The organism is Lampropedia cohaerens (genome assembly GCF_001005215.1).
Lineage (GTDB): Bacteria > Pseudomonadota > Gammaproteobacteria > Burkholderiales > Burkholderiaceae_C > Lampropedia > Lampropedia cohaerens.
This window is the reverse complement of record NZ_LBNQ01000040.1, coordinates 23,830-38,876: the sequence shown is the minus strand read 5'-3', so window position 1 is coordinate 38,876 and position 15,047 is coordinate 23,830. Positions and strand designations below refer to the sequence as shown.

General features: G+C 63.6%; 14 protein-coding genes and 1 other RNA gene. 10 read left to right on the top strand and 5 right to left on the bottom strand.

Annotated features, from left to right (window positions below):
- Positions 1-261 precede the first annotated feature (261 nt).
- The 8 genes from bktB (at position 262) to AAV94_RS12845 (ending at position 7,768) form a co-directional block, all read left to right on the top strand.
- Positions 262-1,446 carry a beta-ketothiolase BktB gene (gene bktB, locus AAV94_RS12875; protein ID WP_046742619.1) on the top strand — a complete coding sequence of 395 codons (1,185 nt, stop codon included), beginning with the start codon at positions 262-264 and terminating at the stop codon, positions 1,444-1,446.
- Between the two features lie 491 nt (positions 1,447-1,937).
- On the top strand, positions 1,938-2,933 hold the full coding sequence (locus AAV94_RS12870; protein ID WP_046742618.1) for an ABC transporter substrate-binding protein: 996 nt from the start codon (positions 1,938-1,940) through the stop codon (positions 2,931-2,933).
- A gap of 137 nt (positions 2,934-3,070) precedes the next feature.
- A complete protein-coding gene (locus tag AAV94_RS12865; RefSeq protein WP_046742617.1) occupies positions 3,071-3,961 on the top strand; it encodes an ABC transporter permease in 891 nt (296 codons plus the stop codon).
- A gap of 27 nt (positions 3,962-3,988) precedes the next feature.
- Complete coding sequence (locus AAV94_RS12860) at positions 3,989-4,783, top strand: ABC transporter ATP-binding protein (RefSeq protein ID WP_046742616.1); 795 nt, start codon at positions 3,989-3,991, stop codon at positions 4,781-4,783.
- A gap of 39 nt (positions 4,784-4,822) precedes the next feature.
- Positions 4,823-4,918: signal recognition particle sRNA small type (gene ffs / locus AAV94_RS14735), an RNA gene on the top strand.
- A 53-nt stretch (positions 4,919-4,971) separates the two neighbouring features.
- The gene (locus AAV94_RS12855) at positions 4,972-5,817 is read left to right on the top strand and encodes a uroporphyrinogen-III synthase (RefSeq protein ID WP_046742615.1); all 846 of its coding nucleotides are present in this window, start codon (positions 4,972-4,974) and stop codon (positions 5,815-5,817) included.
- A gap of 99 nt (positions 5,818-5,916) precedes the next feature.
- Positions 5,917-7,275, top strand: a complete 1,359-nt coding sequence (locus tag AAV94_RS12850) for a uroporphyrinogen-III C-methyltransferase (RefSeq protein WP_156454444.1) — start codon at positions 5,917-5,919, stop codon at positions 7,273-7,275.
- A gap of 1 nt (position 7,276) precedes the next feature.
- Positions 7,277-7,768 carry a heme biosynthesis HemY N-terminal domain-containing protein gene (locus AAV94_RS12845; RefSeq protein ID WP_052755057.1) on the top strand — a complete coding sequence of 164 codons (492 nt, stop codon included), beginning with the start codon at positions 7,277-7,279 and terminating at the stop codon, positions 7,766-7,768.
- A gap of 64 nt (positions 7,769-7,832) precedes the next feature.
- On the opposite strand, the gene AAV94_RS12840 is transcribed toward AAV94_RS12845, so the two are convergent.
- The 3 genes from AAV94_RS12840 to AAV94_RS12830 form a co-directional block, all read right to left on the bottom strand.
- Entirely contained in the window at positions 7,833-8,321 is a 489-nt protein-coding gene (locus tag AAV94_RS12840; protein WP_084824934.1) for a Fur family transcriptional regulator, read from the bottom strand.
- Between the two features lie 52 nt (positions 8,322-8,373).
- Positions 8,374-9,777 (bottom strand): 30S ribosomal protein S12 methylthiotransferase RimO, encoded by a 1,404-nt coding sequence (gene rimO / locus AAV94_RS12835; protein WP_046742614.1) that lies wholly within the window; start codon positions 9,775-9,777, stop codon positions 8,374-8,376.
- A gap of 458 nt (positions 9,778-10,235) precedes the next feature.
- Positions 10,236-10,991, bottom strand: a complete 756-nt coding sequence (locus tag AAV94_RS12830) for a hypothetical protein (RefSeq protein WP_156454443.1) — start codon at positions 10,989-10,991, stop codon at positions 10,236-10,238.
- Between the two features lie 285 nt (positions 10,992-11,276).
- Between AAV94_RS12830 and AAV94_RS12825 the strand changes: the two genes are divergently transcribed.
- The gene (locus tag AAV94_RS12825; protein WP_046742612.1) at positions 11,277-12,686 is read left to right on the top strand and encodes an NAD(P)/FAD-dependent oxidoreductase; all 1,410 of its coding nucleotides are present in this window, start codon (positions 11,277-11,279) and stop codon (positions 12,684-12,686) included.
- A gap of 149 nt (positions 12,687-12,835) precedes the next feature.
- Here AAV94_RS12825 and AAV94_RS12820 read toward each other — a convergent pair whose 3' ends face one another.
- Both AAV94_RS12820 and murB read right to left on the bottom strand, forming a co-directional pair.
- Entirely contained in the window at positions 12,836-13,219 is a 384-nt protein-coding gene (locus tag AAV94_RS12820) for a Spx/MgsR family RNA polymerase-binding regulatory protein (RefSeq protein ID WP_046742611.1), read from the bottom strand.
- A gap of 26 nt (positions 13,220-13,245) precedes the next feature.
- The gene (gene murB / locus AAV94_RS12815; RefSeq protein ID WP_046742610.1) at positions 13,246-14,424 is read right to left on the bottom strand and encodes a UDP-N-acetylmuramate dehydrogenase; all 1,179 of its coding nucleotides are present in this window, start codon (positions 14,422-14,424) and stop codon (positions 13,246-13,248) included.
- Positions 14,425-14,545: 121 nt separating this feature from the next.
- On the opposite strand from murB, the gene AAV94_RS12810 reads away from it, so the two are divergent.
- The gene (locus AAV94_RS12810; RefSeq protein ID WP_046742609.1) at positions 14,546-15,031 is read left to right on the top strand and encodes a YajQ family cyclic di-GMP-binding protein; all 486 of its coding nucleotides are present in this window, start codon (positions 14,546-14,548) and stop codon (positions 15,029-15,031) included.
- Positions 15,032-15,047: the final 16 nt, after the last annotated feature.

Genomic DNA, 15,047 nt, shown 5'->3' with positions numbered 1-15,047 from the left:
CCTCTTTTTTTGGCTTGACGTCGTTCCACCCAACCTTGGAGTAGATGGCCTGAGCCATGCAGGCGCTGTCACCAGTTTTGCACTTCTGTCGCCGCCGCAGTTGCGGCGGGCAGAAACAATGCCATGATGGTAGGCCTTTTGCCTTGTCCTCGATCGAATGCGGCAGCCGCCTGCTTGATGACAGCGCGGCTGGCGTTCAGGGCTTGCGCATCTGGTGACAAAGGCGACAGCCCCGTCTATTCCCATCTTCAAGGAGACACCATGAAACGCGAAGTCGTTGTCGTCAGTGCCGTGCGTACGGCCATTGGAACCTTTGGCGGCAGTCTGAAAGATGTGGCGCCCACCACACTCGGGGCCCTGGTCGTGAAGGAATCGCTGGTGCGGGCCCAGCTGGACGGCGCCAGCGTCGGTCATGTGGTGTTCGGGCACGTGGTCAATACCGAGCCACGCGACATGTACCTCTCGCGCGTGGCCGCCATTGAGGGAGGCTGCCCGGTCGAGACGCCCGCCTTCAACGTCAACCGCCTGTGCGGCTCGGGCCTGCAGGCCATCGTCTCTGCCAGCCAGGCCATCTTGCTGGGCGATGCCGACATTGCGGTTGGCGGCGGCGCCGAGAGCATGAGCCGGGCCCCCTATGCCAGCCTCAACACCCGCTGGGGGGCCCGTATGGGCGACACTACGCTGGTGGACATGATGGTCGGCGCCCTGCACGATCCGTTCAAGAACATCCACATGGGCGTGACGGCCGAGAACATCGCTAAGCGATGGGGCATCAGCCGCGAAACCCAGGACCAACTCGCACATGAGAGCCATCAGCGGGCCGAGCGTGCGGTGCTTGGCGGCTATTTCAAGGAGCAGATCGTCCCGGTCGTGAGCACTTCGCGCAAAGGAGAAGTCGTCTTTGACACCGACGAGCACTTTCGCACCAACGCCAGGCTGGAGGATTTTGCGAAACTCAGGCCAGTCTTCATCAAGGATGGCGGTACGGTCACAGCGGGCAACGCGTCCGGTCTCAACGATGCCGCAGCGGCCGTCGTGCTTGCCGACGCCCACATAGCCGCACAGAAAGGACTCAAGCCGCTGGCGCGGCTGGTGGCGTATGCCCATGCCGGAGTCGAACCGATTTACATGGGTATCGGTCCCGTACCGGCAAGCCGCTTGGCGCTGCAGAAGGCGGGGCTGACCGTCGACGATCTGGATGTCATCGAAGCCAATGAGGCCTTTGCCGCGCAAGCCTGCGCCGTCGCGCGCGATCTCGGACTGGATCCGGCAAAGGTCAATCCCAATGGCTCGGGCATCTCGCTGGGCCACCCCATCGGCGCCACGGGCGCTGTCATTACCGTCAAAGCCATCCATGAGCTGCATCGCATCCAGGGCCGCTATGCGCTAGTGACCATGTGCATTGGCGGCGGCCAAGGCATCGCCGCCATTTTCGAGCGCGTCTGATTCAGCGCGTGCCACGTGGCAAACAGTCCCGCAGTGGCAACTGGCACGTATTTTGCTCAGCGCCTGTTTGCGATCTTCTCATGCTGTGCGCTGTCGGGCCAAAGTGCAGCGGGCAACGCCGCACGGTGCGTTCTTGCCTGGCTGCCCTGGAGGGTGTACCGCCCGCGGCGCACTGCAGCATGGCAAATCCTCGCTGGGCACCCAGCCCAACTTGCGGATGGCGCCTTGCATCGCCTCACCAGGCGGATCGGTGCGACGCATGAAAAGATCGTAAGGATGTTCTAGAACTGCCGCTGCATATCGCAACGGTCTGATGCTTGGGATGCAAAGTAAGCAGTCAACATTGCCTTCCAGCGTGTCACGAATCCGTTACGATTGCGGGCGGGCCTCTGCGTCGCACGATGCCCGGCAGCGCTACAAAATGCCGTGCCTGCCAGGGCTTCGCCCGGCAGGCGCGCATAACCATCGCATTGATTTTTCCGGGAGTATCCATGTCGTCCTCTTCCTGTCGCACGCAACGTCGCCACCTGCTGCAGATTGCTGCAGCCGCAGTGCTGGCAAGCTCCGTCATTTTTGGTGCCAGCCATGCGCAGGCGCAAAGCAAGTCGGTCGCCGTGACGGCCATCGTGGAACACCCTGCCCTTGATTCGGTGCGCGACGGCGTGCGCGAGGCACTGGAAGAAGCGGGCTTTACCGGCGACAAGCTCAAGTGGCAATATCAGAGCGCCCAGGGCAATCCGGGCACGGCGGCGCAGATCGCGCGCAATTACATTGGCCAGCGTCCCGATGTCATCGTGGCGATCGCCACGCCGTCGGCACAGGCCGTGGTCTCGGCCACCAAGGATATTCCCGTCGTCTTCTCCGCCGTCACGGATCCAATCGCCGCGCAACTGGTCAAGAGCTGGGAACCCAGCGGCACCAACGTCACTGGCGTCTCCGACGCGCTTTCGCTGCAGGATCAGGTGGACCTGATCAAACAAATCATCCCAGGCGTCAAACGCATCGGCATGGTCTACAACCCCGGCGAGGCCAACTCCGTCGTGGTCGTCGAGGAGCTCAAGCGGATCCTGCCGGCGCAGGGCATCGAACTGGTCGAGTCCACCGCGCCGCGCACCGTCGACATCACTGCTGCCGCCCGCAATCTGGTTGGCAAGGTGGATGTGATCTACACCAATACCGACAACAACGTCGTGTCGGCCTATGAGTCGCTGGTCAAGGTCGCCGTCGAAGCCAAGCTGCCCCTGGTCGCCTCCGACACGGACAGCGTCAAGCGCGGCGCCATCGCCGCGCTCGGCATCGATTACCGTGACCTGGGTCGCCAGACCGGCCAGATGGTCGCGCGCATCCTCAACGGCGAGGCACCAGGCAGCATGGCCATCGAACGCTCGACCAAGACGGCACTGTATGTCAACCCCAAGGCTGCACAGGCCCAGGGCGTCACGCTGAGCCAGGAGCTCATTGCCTCCGCCAAGGAAGTGATCGAATAAGCGGCACCTTTTCTTGCCTGCCCTCTGGACTGGAGAGTGATGCCCACGCGGGCGCCTCTCCTTTTTCGCTTCCTTGGCTGCCCGGGCCTGCCATGGAGGTTTGGTAAACCGGGCCTGTTCTTCCACCGACCACCGCGATGACTTTCTACGCCTTCATGGGCGCCATGGAGATCGGCCTGATTTTCGGCCTGGTCGCCTTGGGCGTGCTGATCTCCTTTCGAATCCTGAACTTTCCCGACCTCACCGTCGATGGCTCCTTTCCGCTTGGCGGAGCCGTGGCGGCAACAATGATCGCCTCAGGCAGCAATCCTTTCGTGGCTACCATAGCGGCAACCGCCGCTGGCGCCCTGGCTGGCTTTGCCACCGGCTGGCTCAATGTGCGGCTGAAGATCATGGACCTGCTCGCTGGCATCTTGATGATGACGGCGCTCTACTCCATCAACCTGCGCATCATGGGCCGGCCCAACGTGCCGTTGATCTTCGAGCCAACGGTGTTCTCGGCCCTGATGCCGGGTGCATGGCCGGAATACATCGAGAAACCGCTGGTGCTGTTGTGTTTCGTGCTGATCGCCAAGGTAGTGCTGGATCTGTATTTCTCCTCCGAGCGCGGACTGGCGATGCGGGCCACCGGCGCCAATCCTCGCATGGCCAATGCGCAAGGCGTCGCCACGGGCTGGGCCAAGCTGGTCGGACTGGCCATCTCCAATGCACTGGTCGCGCTCGGCGGGGCACTTTTTGCGCAAAGCCAGGGCGGAGCCGATATCTCCATGGGAATTGGCACCATCGTGATTGGCCTGGCCGCCGTCATCATCGGCGAGAGTGTGCTGCCGTCGCGCCGCATCCTGTGGGCGACGCTGGCGGTCATCATTGGCGCGCTGCTGTACCGCTTCTTCATTGCGCTGGCGCTCAACAGCAACTGGATCGGCTTGCAATCGCAGGATCTGAACCTGATTGCTTCGGTGCTGGTCGTCATCGTCCTGGTGCTGCCCATGGTCAAGCGCCGCCTCAAGGCGCTGGTCAAACAGTAAGTGGATTTCGAGAAAGACAGGCGCGCCATGCTCAAAGCCCACAACCTTCACATCACCTTCAACCCTGGCACCCCCATCGAGAATCCGGCCCTGCGTGGTGCCTCGCTGGAAATTCCTGCCGGACAGTTCGTCTCCGTCATCGGCTCCAACGGTGCCGGCAAGTCCACCTTTCTCAATGCCATTGCGGGTGACTTGATGGTCGATTCCGGCAGCATCGAGATCGACAGCATCGACGTCACCCACAAGCAGGCGTGGCAACGCGCCAACCTGGTTGCGCGCGTCTTTCAGGATCCGATGTCCGGCACCTGCGAGGCCCTGACCATTGAGGAGAACATGGCCTTGGCCATGGCGCGGGGGCGCAAGCGGCGCTATTCCTTCGCGCTGAACCGGCAAAATCGGGAGCTGTTTCGCGAGAAGCTGGCCATTCTCAATCTGGGGCTGGAAAACCGCCTGACCGATCGCATTGGCCTGCTCTCGGGCGGCCAACGCCAGGCCGTCAGCCTGTTGATGGCATCACTACAGCCCTCGCGTATCCTGCTGCTCGATGAACATACCGCAGCACTCGACCCCAAGACCGCTGCATTCGTGCTGGATCTCACGGCCCGCATCGTTGAGGAAAACAAACTGACCACCATGATGGTGACGCACAGCATGCGCCAAGCGCTCGACTTTGGCTCGCGCACGGTCATGCTGCACCAGGGCAAGGTCGTGCTTGACGTCAGCGGTCCCGAGCGCGCCGCCATGGACGTGCCCGACCTGCTGGCAATGTTCGAGCGCACGCGCGGCGAAAAACTTGCTGACGACGCGCTGCTGCTGGGATAGTTGCCGTCCCGCAAGCCAGCTTGCATTACAATGGCAGGCGACGGGCCTTCCCGCATGGTGAAGTGGCCAACCGGGTCAGGTGGGGAACCAAGCAGCCCTAACCGCGTAGCCAGTGCCGGGGTCAGGCTCGTCACCTCCTTTTGCCAGGACGGGTATGGCGCCTGCCTGCGCTGTCCGTCCGCTTAGACATGGCGGCGCACACACCCTCCTCCTTACCCTGGCTGATTCTTACCCGGCCTTCCGACCAATGCGCCGACTGGGCGCGGGACCTGGCAGCGTACGGCATACGCACCCGGCAGCTGCCGTTGATTGATATCCGTATCCGCCAGGATGCCGATACCCTGCGGCACAAGCAGGCGGCAGTCAGCCAGCTGCAACACTTCTCGGCCATCATGCATGTCAGCCCGAATGCCGTGCGTGGGTTCTGGCATCCCGAGGCCGTCGACGCCTGGCGCGCGCTCGGCCCATACGCACCGCGTCTGTGGGCCCCGGGCGCAGGCACGGCCGAGGCCTTGCAGGCTGCAGGCTTTACGCCGGAAGCGATCGACCAGCCCCCAGCCGATGGTGCGGCGGACTCGGAATCGCTGTGGCAGGTCGTTGCCCGGCAGGTCGCAACCGGCGCGCAAGTTCTCGTTCTCCGTGGTGGCAGCCAGCATGGCGCAACGACCAGTTCCCCCGCACGCCAGGGTGCAGGGCGTGACTGGCTTGCCACGCACATCCAGGACGCAGGCGCGCGCGCGGTGTTTCTTGCCGTGTACGACCGCCTGCTACCGCGATGGACCGCGGCGCAGCGGCAGGAACTGCTTACGTGGCTGGCACAGCGGGATGTGATGCTCTTCAGCAGTTCGGAGGCTGTCCGCAACCTGGCAGCGCTCATGCCAGACACATCATGGTCTGCGCAGCGTGCCATCGCCACCCACCCGCGCATTGGCGCCGCGGCACGCACGCTGGGATTTGGCACCGTGGCCGACAGCGCGCCACACGCCCGCGCCATCGCCAAGACCCTACAATGGCTGGGCCAAGCGCCTGCATAGGGTCTTAATGCCTCACTGTGCTGATCGACAGTGCGGCACGTCAGAACCCGCAGGTTCTAAAAGACTTCAAGCAGGTTCTCAACATCCATTCCTTGTCCCGTGGTAACGCCGCCCCCTTCTTCTTCCCCACCGCCAAGCCCCCCCTGGCTGCAGCTGCTGGTACTACTGCGCCAGCCGGTGCAATGGCCGCGCTGGGGAGCTTGGTTGCTCAACGGCACGGCAGCCATTGCGCTGGTGATGGCCTACGGTCAGTGGCAGCGCCTGCAGAAGGTACAGGAGCATGTGGCAGTGCAACTTGCGGCAGCAAAGGCTCAGGCAATTGAGGCGCGGACGCTGTCGCAGCAGGCGCAGGCGCTCGCCCAGCAGGCCGCCACACGCGCCAGCCTGAGCGAAGCGCGTATCAACGAGTACACGCTGCAGCGTTCGCACCTTGAGCAGCTGGCATTCGAACTGTCGCGCACGCGGGAAGACACCATGCTCATCGACATGGAGGCATCGCTGCGACTGGCCCAGCAGCAGGCACAGCTGACTGGCCTGGCCGATCCGCTGATCGCAGCATTGCGCAATGCGCGCCAGCGCGTGGAACGCACCGATCCAGCGCGCTACAGCACAATCCTGTCCGCCATTGACCGAGATCTGGCACAGCTGACCAGCAGCGCTGTAACCGATACAGCGGGGCTGCTCGGTCGTATCGACACCTTGCTGCTGCAGCTCGAATACCTGCCACTGGCCAACGGTGTGGGCTTGGCCCACCAGTCGTCTGCCGAGCCGCCTGTACTGGGCGCAGCGCCATCCACTTCAGCCTCTGCCGATACGCTGGCACAGGCCCCGCTGGCGCCGAACAGCGCCGCACAAAATGCCGGACACATGGACGCACAGGACACGAGCCTGGCAGCAGCGCCTGCCGCACAAGGCGACGCACACTCAACGGCAGGCGGCATGCCGACGGATGCGGGCAGTGCCACGGCATCCTCGCAATCAGGCAAGGGCGATACCTTTCAGCGGCTATGGGCAGGCGTGCGAGCAACGTTCGAGGGGCTGATTCGCGTTCAGCGCATCGACCACCCGGAAGCGGCGTTGCTGTCGCAGGAGCAGGCATTCTTTCTGCGCGAAAACATCCGTCTCCAGCTGATGAATGCCCGTATCGGCCTGCTGGCGCGCCAGACTGCATCGGCGCGCGCGGATCTTGCCGCCGTACAGGCCTTGGTGCTGCGCTACTATGACCTGGATTCGCCACGCACGCGGCACGCGCTGCGCACCCTGCAGCAGCTGCAGGACCACATTCTCTCCGTGCAGGCACCCGCCATCACGGAAACGCTGGCGGCCATTGCTGCCGCACAACGCGCCCGCGAAGCGCAGGCCGCGGTCATGCCGCTCGATCCTGTGACAGGCTCGCCAACGCAGGCCGACCAGGCCGACGGCCAGGGCACGAGCGCTGCAGCACAGGAGGTCGACTGACATGCGGGGCGTGCTCTGGATCCTGCTGCTGTGCGCCACCGCGGTTGCTGCCGCCCTGTTTCTGAGCAGCAACCAAGCCACGGTCACGCTGTTTTGGCACCCCTACCGGGTCGACATGTCGCTGAACCTGCTGCTGCTGTTGCTGCTGACAGTCAACGGCACACTGGCGTTGCTGGTTTGGGCGCTGACGTCCGTATGGCGTATGCCTGCCGAAGCCAGGGCGTGGCGCCATCAGCGCCAGGAAATCGCGGCGCACCGCGCGCTGGTGGATGCATTGGAACACTTCTCCAATGGCCAATGGTCGCAGGCCATTGATGCCTGTCTGCAGGCACAGCGACTGGCGCAGGATGCGCTGTCCGAGCCTGCGCAGGCAGAGGAAGCGCGTGATGACAAGGAACGCACCGAGATGCGGCAGTTGCTGCACATGTGCCAATGGCTGGAGCAGCGCGCCCGAAGCGAATCGCACAGGTCGGGCAGCCAAGGAAAGTACTAGCGCTTTCCTGCATGGGCAGGCCAGCCCGGGCACATTGTCACGCGCTGGGCGAGACCGCCCTCGCCTAGCGCTTTTTGCCTGGCCGCACACGCGCTGCGGCACTGCACGCGGCGCACAATCCGTAAAGGGTTACATCGTGCGTTGTCAGCACGAATCCCGGTGGCAGCAGGGTCGCGAAGGTATCGTCGCAGCCGTGGATGTCAAAGACCTTCTCGCACTGGTTGCAGCGAAAGTGGTGATGGTGGTGCACGGCCTTGTCCGCCAGCTCATAGTAGACCCGGTCGCCCGGCAGCGGCACCGCCACGAGTTCACCGGCTTCCACCATGGCCTTGATATTGCGATAGACGGTAGCAATGCCGATGCGTGGAACCAGCTTCTGCGCGGCCTGCAACACCTCGGGGGGGGAAAGCGGCCGCCCTTCGGCGGCCATGGCCGCGCGGATGGCCGTGCGCTGGCGGGTATTGCGCTCACCCGCCTGTGCGGGTGTGGCACGGGCATGTACCGGATGCGCGTGCGCGCATCCCGCATGGGAGGAGGAAGTGGGCTGTGGCATGGCAAGATTGTGGCATGGCCACATCGCGGCGGTACTGCGTACGAAACAGCCCTCAGATAGGCTGGGCAATCAAATCATGGCCTTGTGCCTGCACGATCTGCGCGCGGGTGAACTCTCCCACCTTCAGGGTCTTGCTGGCCTTCTGCGGCGGCAGCAGGTGCACCACGCCATCGATCTCTGGCGCATCGGCATAGCTGCGCCCGCGCCCACCGCGACGGCCCAGCGCTGGCGCGTGGTCGACCAACACCTGCATCGTGGCGCCAATACGGCGCTGGAGTTTTTGCACGGAGACACGCTCGGCCACCTCCATGAAGCGCGCCTGACGTTGCTGACGTTCCTGCAAAGGCAGCATGCCTGGTAAGGCGTTGGCGGCGGCGCCGTCCACGTCGCTGTAGGCAAAACAGCCGGCACGATCGATCTGCGCCTCCTCGATGAAATCCAGCAGGTGCTGGAATTCCTCCTCCGTCTCGCCCGGAAATCCGGCAATGAAGGTGCTGCGGATGACCAGCTCCGGGCAGACCTCGCGCCAGCGCTGGATGCGCTCAAGATTCTTCTCGCCGCTGGCCGGGCGCTTCATGCGCCGCAGCACATCCGGGTGGCTGTGCTGAAACGGCACATCCAAATACGGCAGTGCCAGTCCTTGCGCCATCAGCTCGACCACCTGATCCACACTTGGATACGGATACACGTAGTGCAGACGCACCCACGCACCGTGGGCCGCTGCCAGCTCACCCAGCGCCTGCACCAGCTCATACAGACGCGACTTGATCGGTCGCCCGTCCCAGAAACCAGTGCGGTACTTGATGTCCACACCGTAGGCGGACGTGTCCTGGCTGATAACGAGCAGCTCCTTGACGCCCCCCTCGAACAATGCGCACGCCTCCTTGAGCACATCGCCCACCGGGCGCGATACCAGATCACCGCGCATCGACGGGATGATGCAGAAGGTGCAGCGGTGGTTGCAGCCCTCGCTGATCTTCAGGTAGGCGTAGTGTTTGGGCGTGAGCTTCAGGCCCGCCTCGCCAAACCCGCCTGGCACCAGATCCAGGAAAGGGTCATGCGGCTTGGGCAAGTGCCGATGGACCGCATCCATGACCTCCTGCGTGGCATGCGGCCCGGTGACCGCCAGCACACTGGGATGCACCTGCTCGACCAGATTGCCTCCTTGCTCGCCACTGCGCGCGCCCAGGCAGCCAGTCACGATGACCTTGCCGTTTTCGGCCAGCGCCTCGCCGATGGTGTCCAGGCTCTCCTTGACGGCATCGTCGATGAAGCCACAGGTGTTGACGATCACCAGATCGGCGCCATCGAAACTCTTGGCGGTCTGGTAACCCTCGGCACTCAGCTGGGTAAGAATCAGCTCGCTGTCGGTCAGTGCCTTCGGGCAGCCGAGCGAGACGAAGCCCACCTTCGGGGCGCGGACGGGTGTGGCGGGTTTGTCACAGGTGGTGGTCATGGGGACACGCGCAGCGCGTTACTGTCGATTGGTTTTTCTGAGAATCCGACGAAATTCCGTGCAGGCGAGCAGCCACGCAGCGTGGCCTGCCTGCAAGCCGGCATCGCTATGCATTGTGCCGACTTCCGCATCCATCAGAAGCTGCGCACGATCTCAGAAATTCAGACGGCTTGCCCATTCGCACTGGCTGCTGGCGTCGGCACGATGCAGCCCTGCCTTCAACAGCAGGGCTGCGCCTTATACCATAGCCGAAGCCAACCTGCCATGCCTGAAGGCCCATTCGGCGGCTTTTCATGCGCAGGAATGACGGCAGGGTCAGGCCTTGGCCCAGCAAGCAGCCGATCGGCGGGCGCACCATGCAACGGCTGGCAGCGCTTGCGATGGCAACCCGCTTAGTTTCCTGTCACCACACGCTGCCAATGCGCGCGGCACAGGTGCTCATGCCGCGCTGTGGTCGCTCAATCCTGCTGCGCCAGCACAATGATCTCAAACGCAGGGCTTTCGCCAGGAGGCGTGGACTGTGTGATGGCAACCGCCAGCAGCCGCCGGTTGACCTCATACACCCGCAACCAGGCGCGCTCATCCCAGCCACCCTCGGAATACTGCAGCCCGCGGTCGGACAGCATCGCGCGGATCGCTGCAGGCGTTTCGCCACTATCAGGATCCGGCACACCATTGATTTCGAGGTCCAGACCACCGTCTGGCGTCGCGACGAAAACCTCGTTGGTCTTCTGACATTCCGCGTAAATGGTGTAGCGCTTGCCCTCTACAAGTCTGCCAACTGCCGCGTTAGCCGCAACAGGCTGTGCGCCGGCAGGCAGCACGGCATGCCAGATGGGGGAGCCATCTCCAGGCATTGACCCCGCACCACTCCCGTTCCCCTTGCAAAGCAACAATGCACCCTGCTCAGCACTGAAAGCATCTCCCACAACAAGCTGGTGATAACCCTCGGCGGCCCATACGCCTTGCGCATCCTTTTCGAAGGCGATGGTGGCGTTGCCCAGACGTACCTGCGCCGCATCTTCCTCATGCGGGAAAACCACTCGCTGCGCACGCAAGAAGTCTCCTGCCGGCGCGTAGTCCAGCGAATGGTAGAGGTGGTTGCCAGGACCAGCTGCGTTGTCGCCCGCGCCCGCGTCCCCATCACCACCGCCGCCACATGCGGCCAATACGATGGCAGCTGCCATCGCGCACAACTTGGTTGGGAAGTTCATGGTTTGCTCCATCTCACTGATAACGAGGCACAAATGCTACACGGCCCGCCCGGCAGTTCCATGCGACCGATCACGGCTTTGACACAAGTTCACAGGCCGGCGGCGATGGCGGCGTGGCCAATGTGGAAATTGCCTGCGCGCGCACGCGCAATGCGAGAGCGCGCTATGCTCTGCCGCCGCCCGTATCTAGGGTAAACCCCTAGGCTTGCCTTGTCTGCGAACGCGCCTGTCAGGGTGTCTGCAGCGGCAGAATCCCTGCGGCACCATCGCCATTACTTTCCATTCATGTCTACCGCCTACAAGCATCACGTCATCGTCATCGGCGCCGGTTTCGGCGGGCTGGAGGCCACGCGCGCACTGGTCAAGATTCCCGGTATGCGTGTCACACTGATCGACAAGACCAATCACCACCTGTTCCAGCCGCTGCTCTACCAGGTCGCCACAGCCGGGCTGGCCGCCCCTTCCATCGCTGCTCCGGTGCGCACAGTCATGCATCGCTTCAAGCAGGTCTGCACGCTGCAGGCCGAGGTCACCGCCATTGACGCGTCGGCAAATACCGTCACGCTCGCCAATGGCATGCAACTGGACTATGACTGGCTCATCGTCGCAGCCGGTGCCACGCACAGCTACTTCGGCAACGACCAGTGGCGCCATCATGCCCCTGGTCTCAAGACGCTGCGCGATGCCTTCACTATTCGCAGCCGCGTGGTCGAGGCCTTCGAGCGTGCAGAGCTGGAGCCAGACCCACAGACGCGCCAGGCGCTGCTAACTTTTGCCGTCATTGGCGCAGGCCCGACCGGCGTTGAAATGGCCGGTACGCTGGCCGAAATCGCCCGCCACACCCTCAAGGACGAGTTCCGCAACATCGATCCGGCGCAGGCGCGCGTCTTCCTCATCGAAGGCGGTCCACGTGTCCTGCAGAGCATGCCGCCGCGCCTGAGCGAGCGGGCCAAGCAGCAGCTTGAGCGCCTGGGCGTGACGGTGATGCTAGACACTCGTGTCACGCACATTGACGGAACAGGCCTGCGCTACGAGCAGATGCACGCTGGTAATGGGCCAGAGCGCTCCAGCGCCCCCCACGCCGGAACGCTGGCGAGTCGCTGCATCATCTGGGCCGCCGGCGTCGCGGCCTCGCCCCTTGGCAAGACCGTAGCGGCCGCCACCGGTGCTGCACTGGATCGCGCCGGGCGCGTCAAGGTCACGCCGCAGCTGACGGTCGACGCGGCGCAACGCATCTTCGTCATCGGTGATCTGGCTGCAGCACTCAGCCATGAGCCCGGCAAGGAGCCCACTCCGGTGCCGGGCGTCTCGCCCGCTGCCAAGCAGATGGGGCAACTGGCCGCAGCGAACATCCGGCATCAGATCGAAGGCACCCCAATGGCCTCATTTCGCTACCGCAACTACGGCAACCTGGCGACGATCGGTCGCAATGCTGCCGTGGTCGATCTGCCCATGCCGTTTGGCAAGCACCTGCGCTTTTCCGGCCTGCTGGCCTGGCAGTTCTGGCTGTTTGCACATGTGTACTTCCTGATCGGCTTTCGCAACCGCCTGGTGGTGCTGATGGACTGGGCCAGCGCCTACTGGACCTACCGCCGCCACGCGCGCGTGGTGGCGCCCATGCCACCCGTCAGCGATCTGCTGGCCATGGAGCAACAGAACGGGCCTGACCGCGCCGCATCGGACCAGGCTCGCTAAGCACCTGTTTACGCTCGCAATGGCAATCAGGCCGTAGGATAGCGTGGCTTGCGGTCGGCGTGCTGCCTGCATCGCATTCCCTGGCGCGGGAATGCGGCGAGGAAGATGATCGTGAACAGGTTCGCTCCCATAGGTGCAAACGCAAGTGTTCAGTCCTGCAGCAACGTCTGCCACACCTCGGGCACGTGCCCGACGGTGTAATGCGTCTTGCCGTCCACCTCCAGACGCACGACCGGGCGCTTGATCAAGCTGGTCTGCGCCAGCAGCAACGCGGCCACACCCGCGTCATGCGCGGCACTGGCCTGCTGCTGCGGCGTCAGCTTGCGCCACGTGGTGCCGCGCCGGTTCAGCAGCTGCTGCGCACCCAGCGTGCGCAGCCACTCCCGCAGCACGGCGTCATCAAGGCCGGCTTTCTTGAAGTCGTGAAACGCCACCTCGACGCCGCGATCGGCAAACCAGGCACGGCTCTTCTTGACAGTGTCACAGTTGGGAATGCCGTACAGCGTCACGGCGATGGAATGGGAAGATTGCATGGCTGAAATCGCAGATATCGAAAAGCTCACACCACGATGGGTTCCGGCTCCAGCCGGATGCCGTAGCGCTCGTAAACGCTGGTCTGAATGGCCTTGGCCAGCGTCATGACCTCACCGCCCGTGGCGCTGGACTCGCCGTGCCCGAGATTGACGAGCACCAGTGCCTGACGCGCATAGACGCCGGCATTGCCCACGGACTTACCCTTCCAGCCGCAGGCATCGATGAGCCAGCCCGCCGCCAGCTTCACACTGCCGTCGGGCAGCGGATAGTGCACGATCTTGGGTTCACGGGCGATGATGTCGCGGCACTGGTCCTGCGTCACCGTCGGATTCTTGAAAAAACTGCCGACATTGCCGATGACCGCAGGATCGGGCAACTTGTCGCGACGGATTGCCACCACCCACTCGAAGATCTGGCGCGACGTCGGCGCCGCCACACCGGTCATGGCGCGGTAGCGCTCCAGATCGTGGTAGCCGAGCACCGGCTGCCAGGCCTTGGGCAACCAAAGCCGCACGTGCGTAATTACCGCGCGCCCCCCCAGGCCCATGGAAGGCACCAGTTCCTCCTCCGGCGGCGGCGCGACGTCCTGCTCGGTGGCACGGACCAGTCCGGCATCGGCCACTGGTGTGGTGCGGCCTGCCGCCGGGCGCGCCGGGTGCTTGAATACGGAATCCCTATAGCTGAATCCGCATTGCGCGGCTGTCAGCGTGAACGTCCTGCCAGTCCAGAGGTCGAATGCGTCAAGACTGTGCAGGCGATCCTTGAGTTCGACGCCATAGGCGCCGATGTTCTGCACCGGCGCTGCCCCCACGGTGCCGGGAATGAGGGCCATGTTCTCCAGCCCCGGCATGCCCTGTTCGACCGTCCAGCGCACCAGTTCGTGCCAACGTTCGCCCGCGCCGGCTTCGATCAGCCAGCCCTGGGCATCCTCGCGCAACACGCGCCGACCCGACATCTCCATTTTCAGTACTGGACGGCGCACGTCGCCAGTCAGCACAATGTTGCTGCCGCCGCCGAGCACCAGCGGCTCCCATTGCGGTGCGATACGCCGGGCAGGCGCCGTGGCAGCAGCACGCTGCTGGCGCCACAGTCGCGAGAAGGACTGCAAATCCTCCAAACTGCGCACCCGCACAAGCGCCAATGCCTTGGCAGCAATGCCAAACGTGTTGTACGGCCGCAGCGGTACGTTTTTTTCCACTAACATGGCTGCAATTGTCCCACCGTGGTGGTGCCGCTGCGCGGCAGTAGGTATCATCCAAATTGCATTACGCTTTTTTACAGCGCGCGGCAATCGTTGACTGCATGCGCCAGAGACGCCATTTGCCATGCCTTCTTTTGACACCGTACTGGAAGCCGATTTCGTCGAGGTGCGCAACGCCGTCGACAATGCCGCCAAGGAAATTGCCACCCGCTTTGATTTCAAGGGCACCTCTGCCGGCATCGAACTCAAGGACAAGGAGATCACGCTCTTTGGCGACTCCGCGTTCCAGTTGCAGCAGGTCGAGGACATCCTGCGCAACAAGCTCACCAAACGCAATGTGGACGTGCGCTTTCTCGACATCGAAAAGCCCCAGAAGATCGGCGGCGACAGGCTCAAGCAGCAGGTCAAGGTCAAGAACGGCATCGACAGCACGCTGGCCAAGAAGATCCAGAAACTGATCAAGGACAGCAAGATGAAGGTGCAGGCGGCCATTCAGGGCGATGCCGTGCGCATCTCCGGTGCCAAACGCGATGATCTGCAAGCGGCCATGGCGTTGATCCGCAAGGAAGTGGCCGACGTGCCACTGTCGTTCAACAATTTCCGCGATTGAAGGAGGCAGGCGTGCG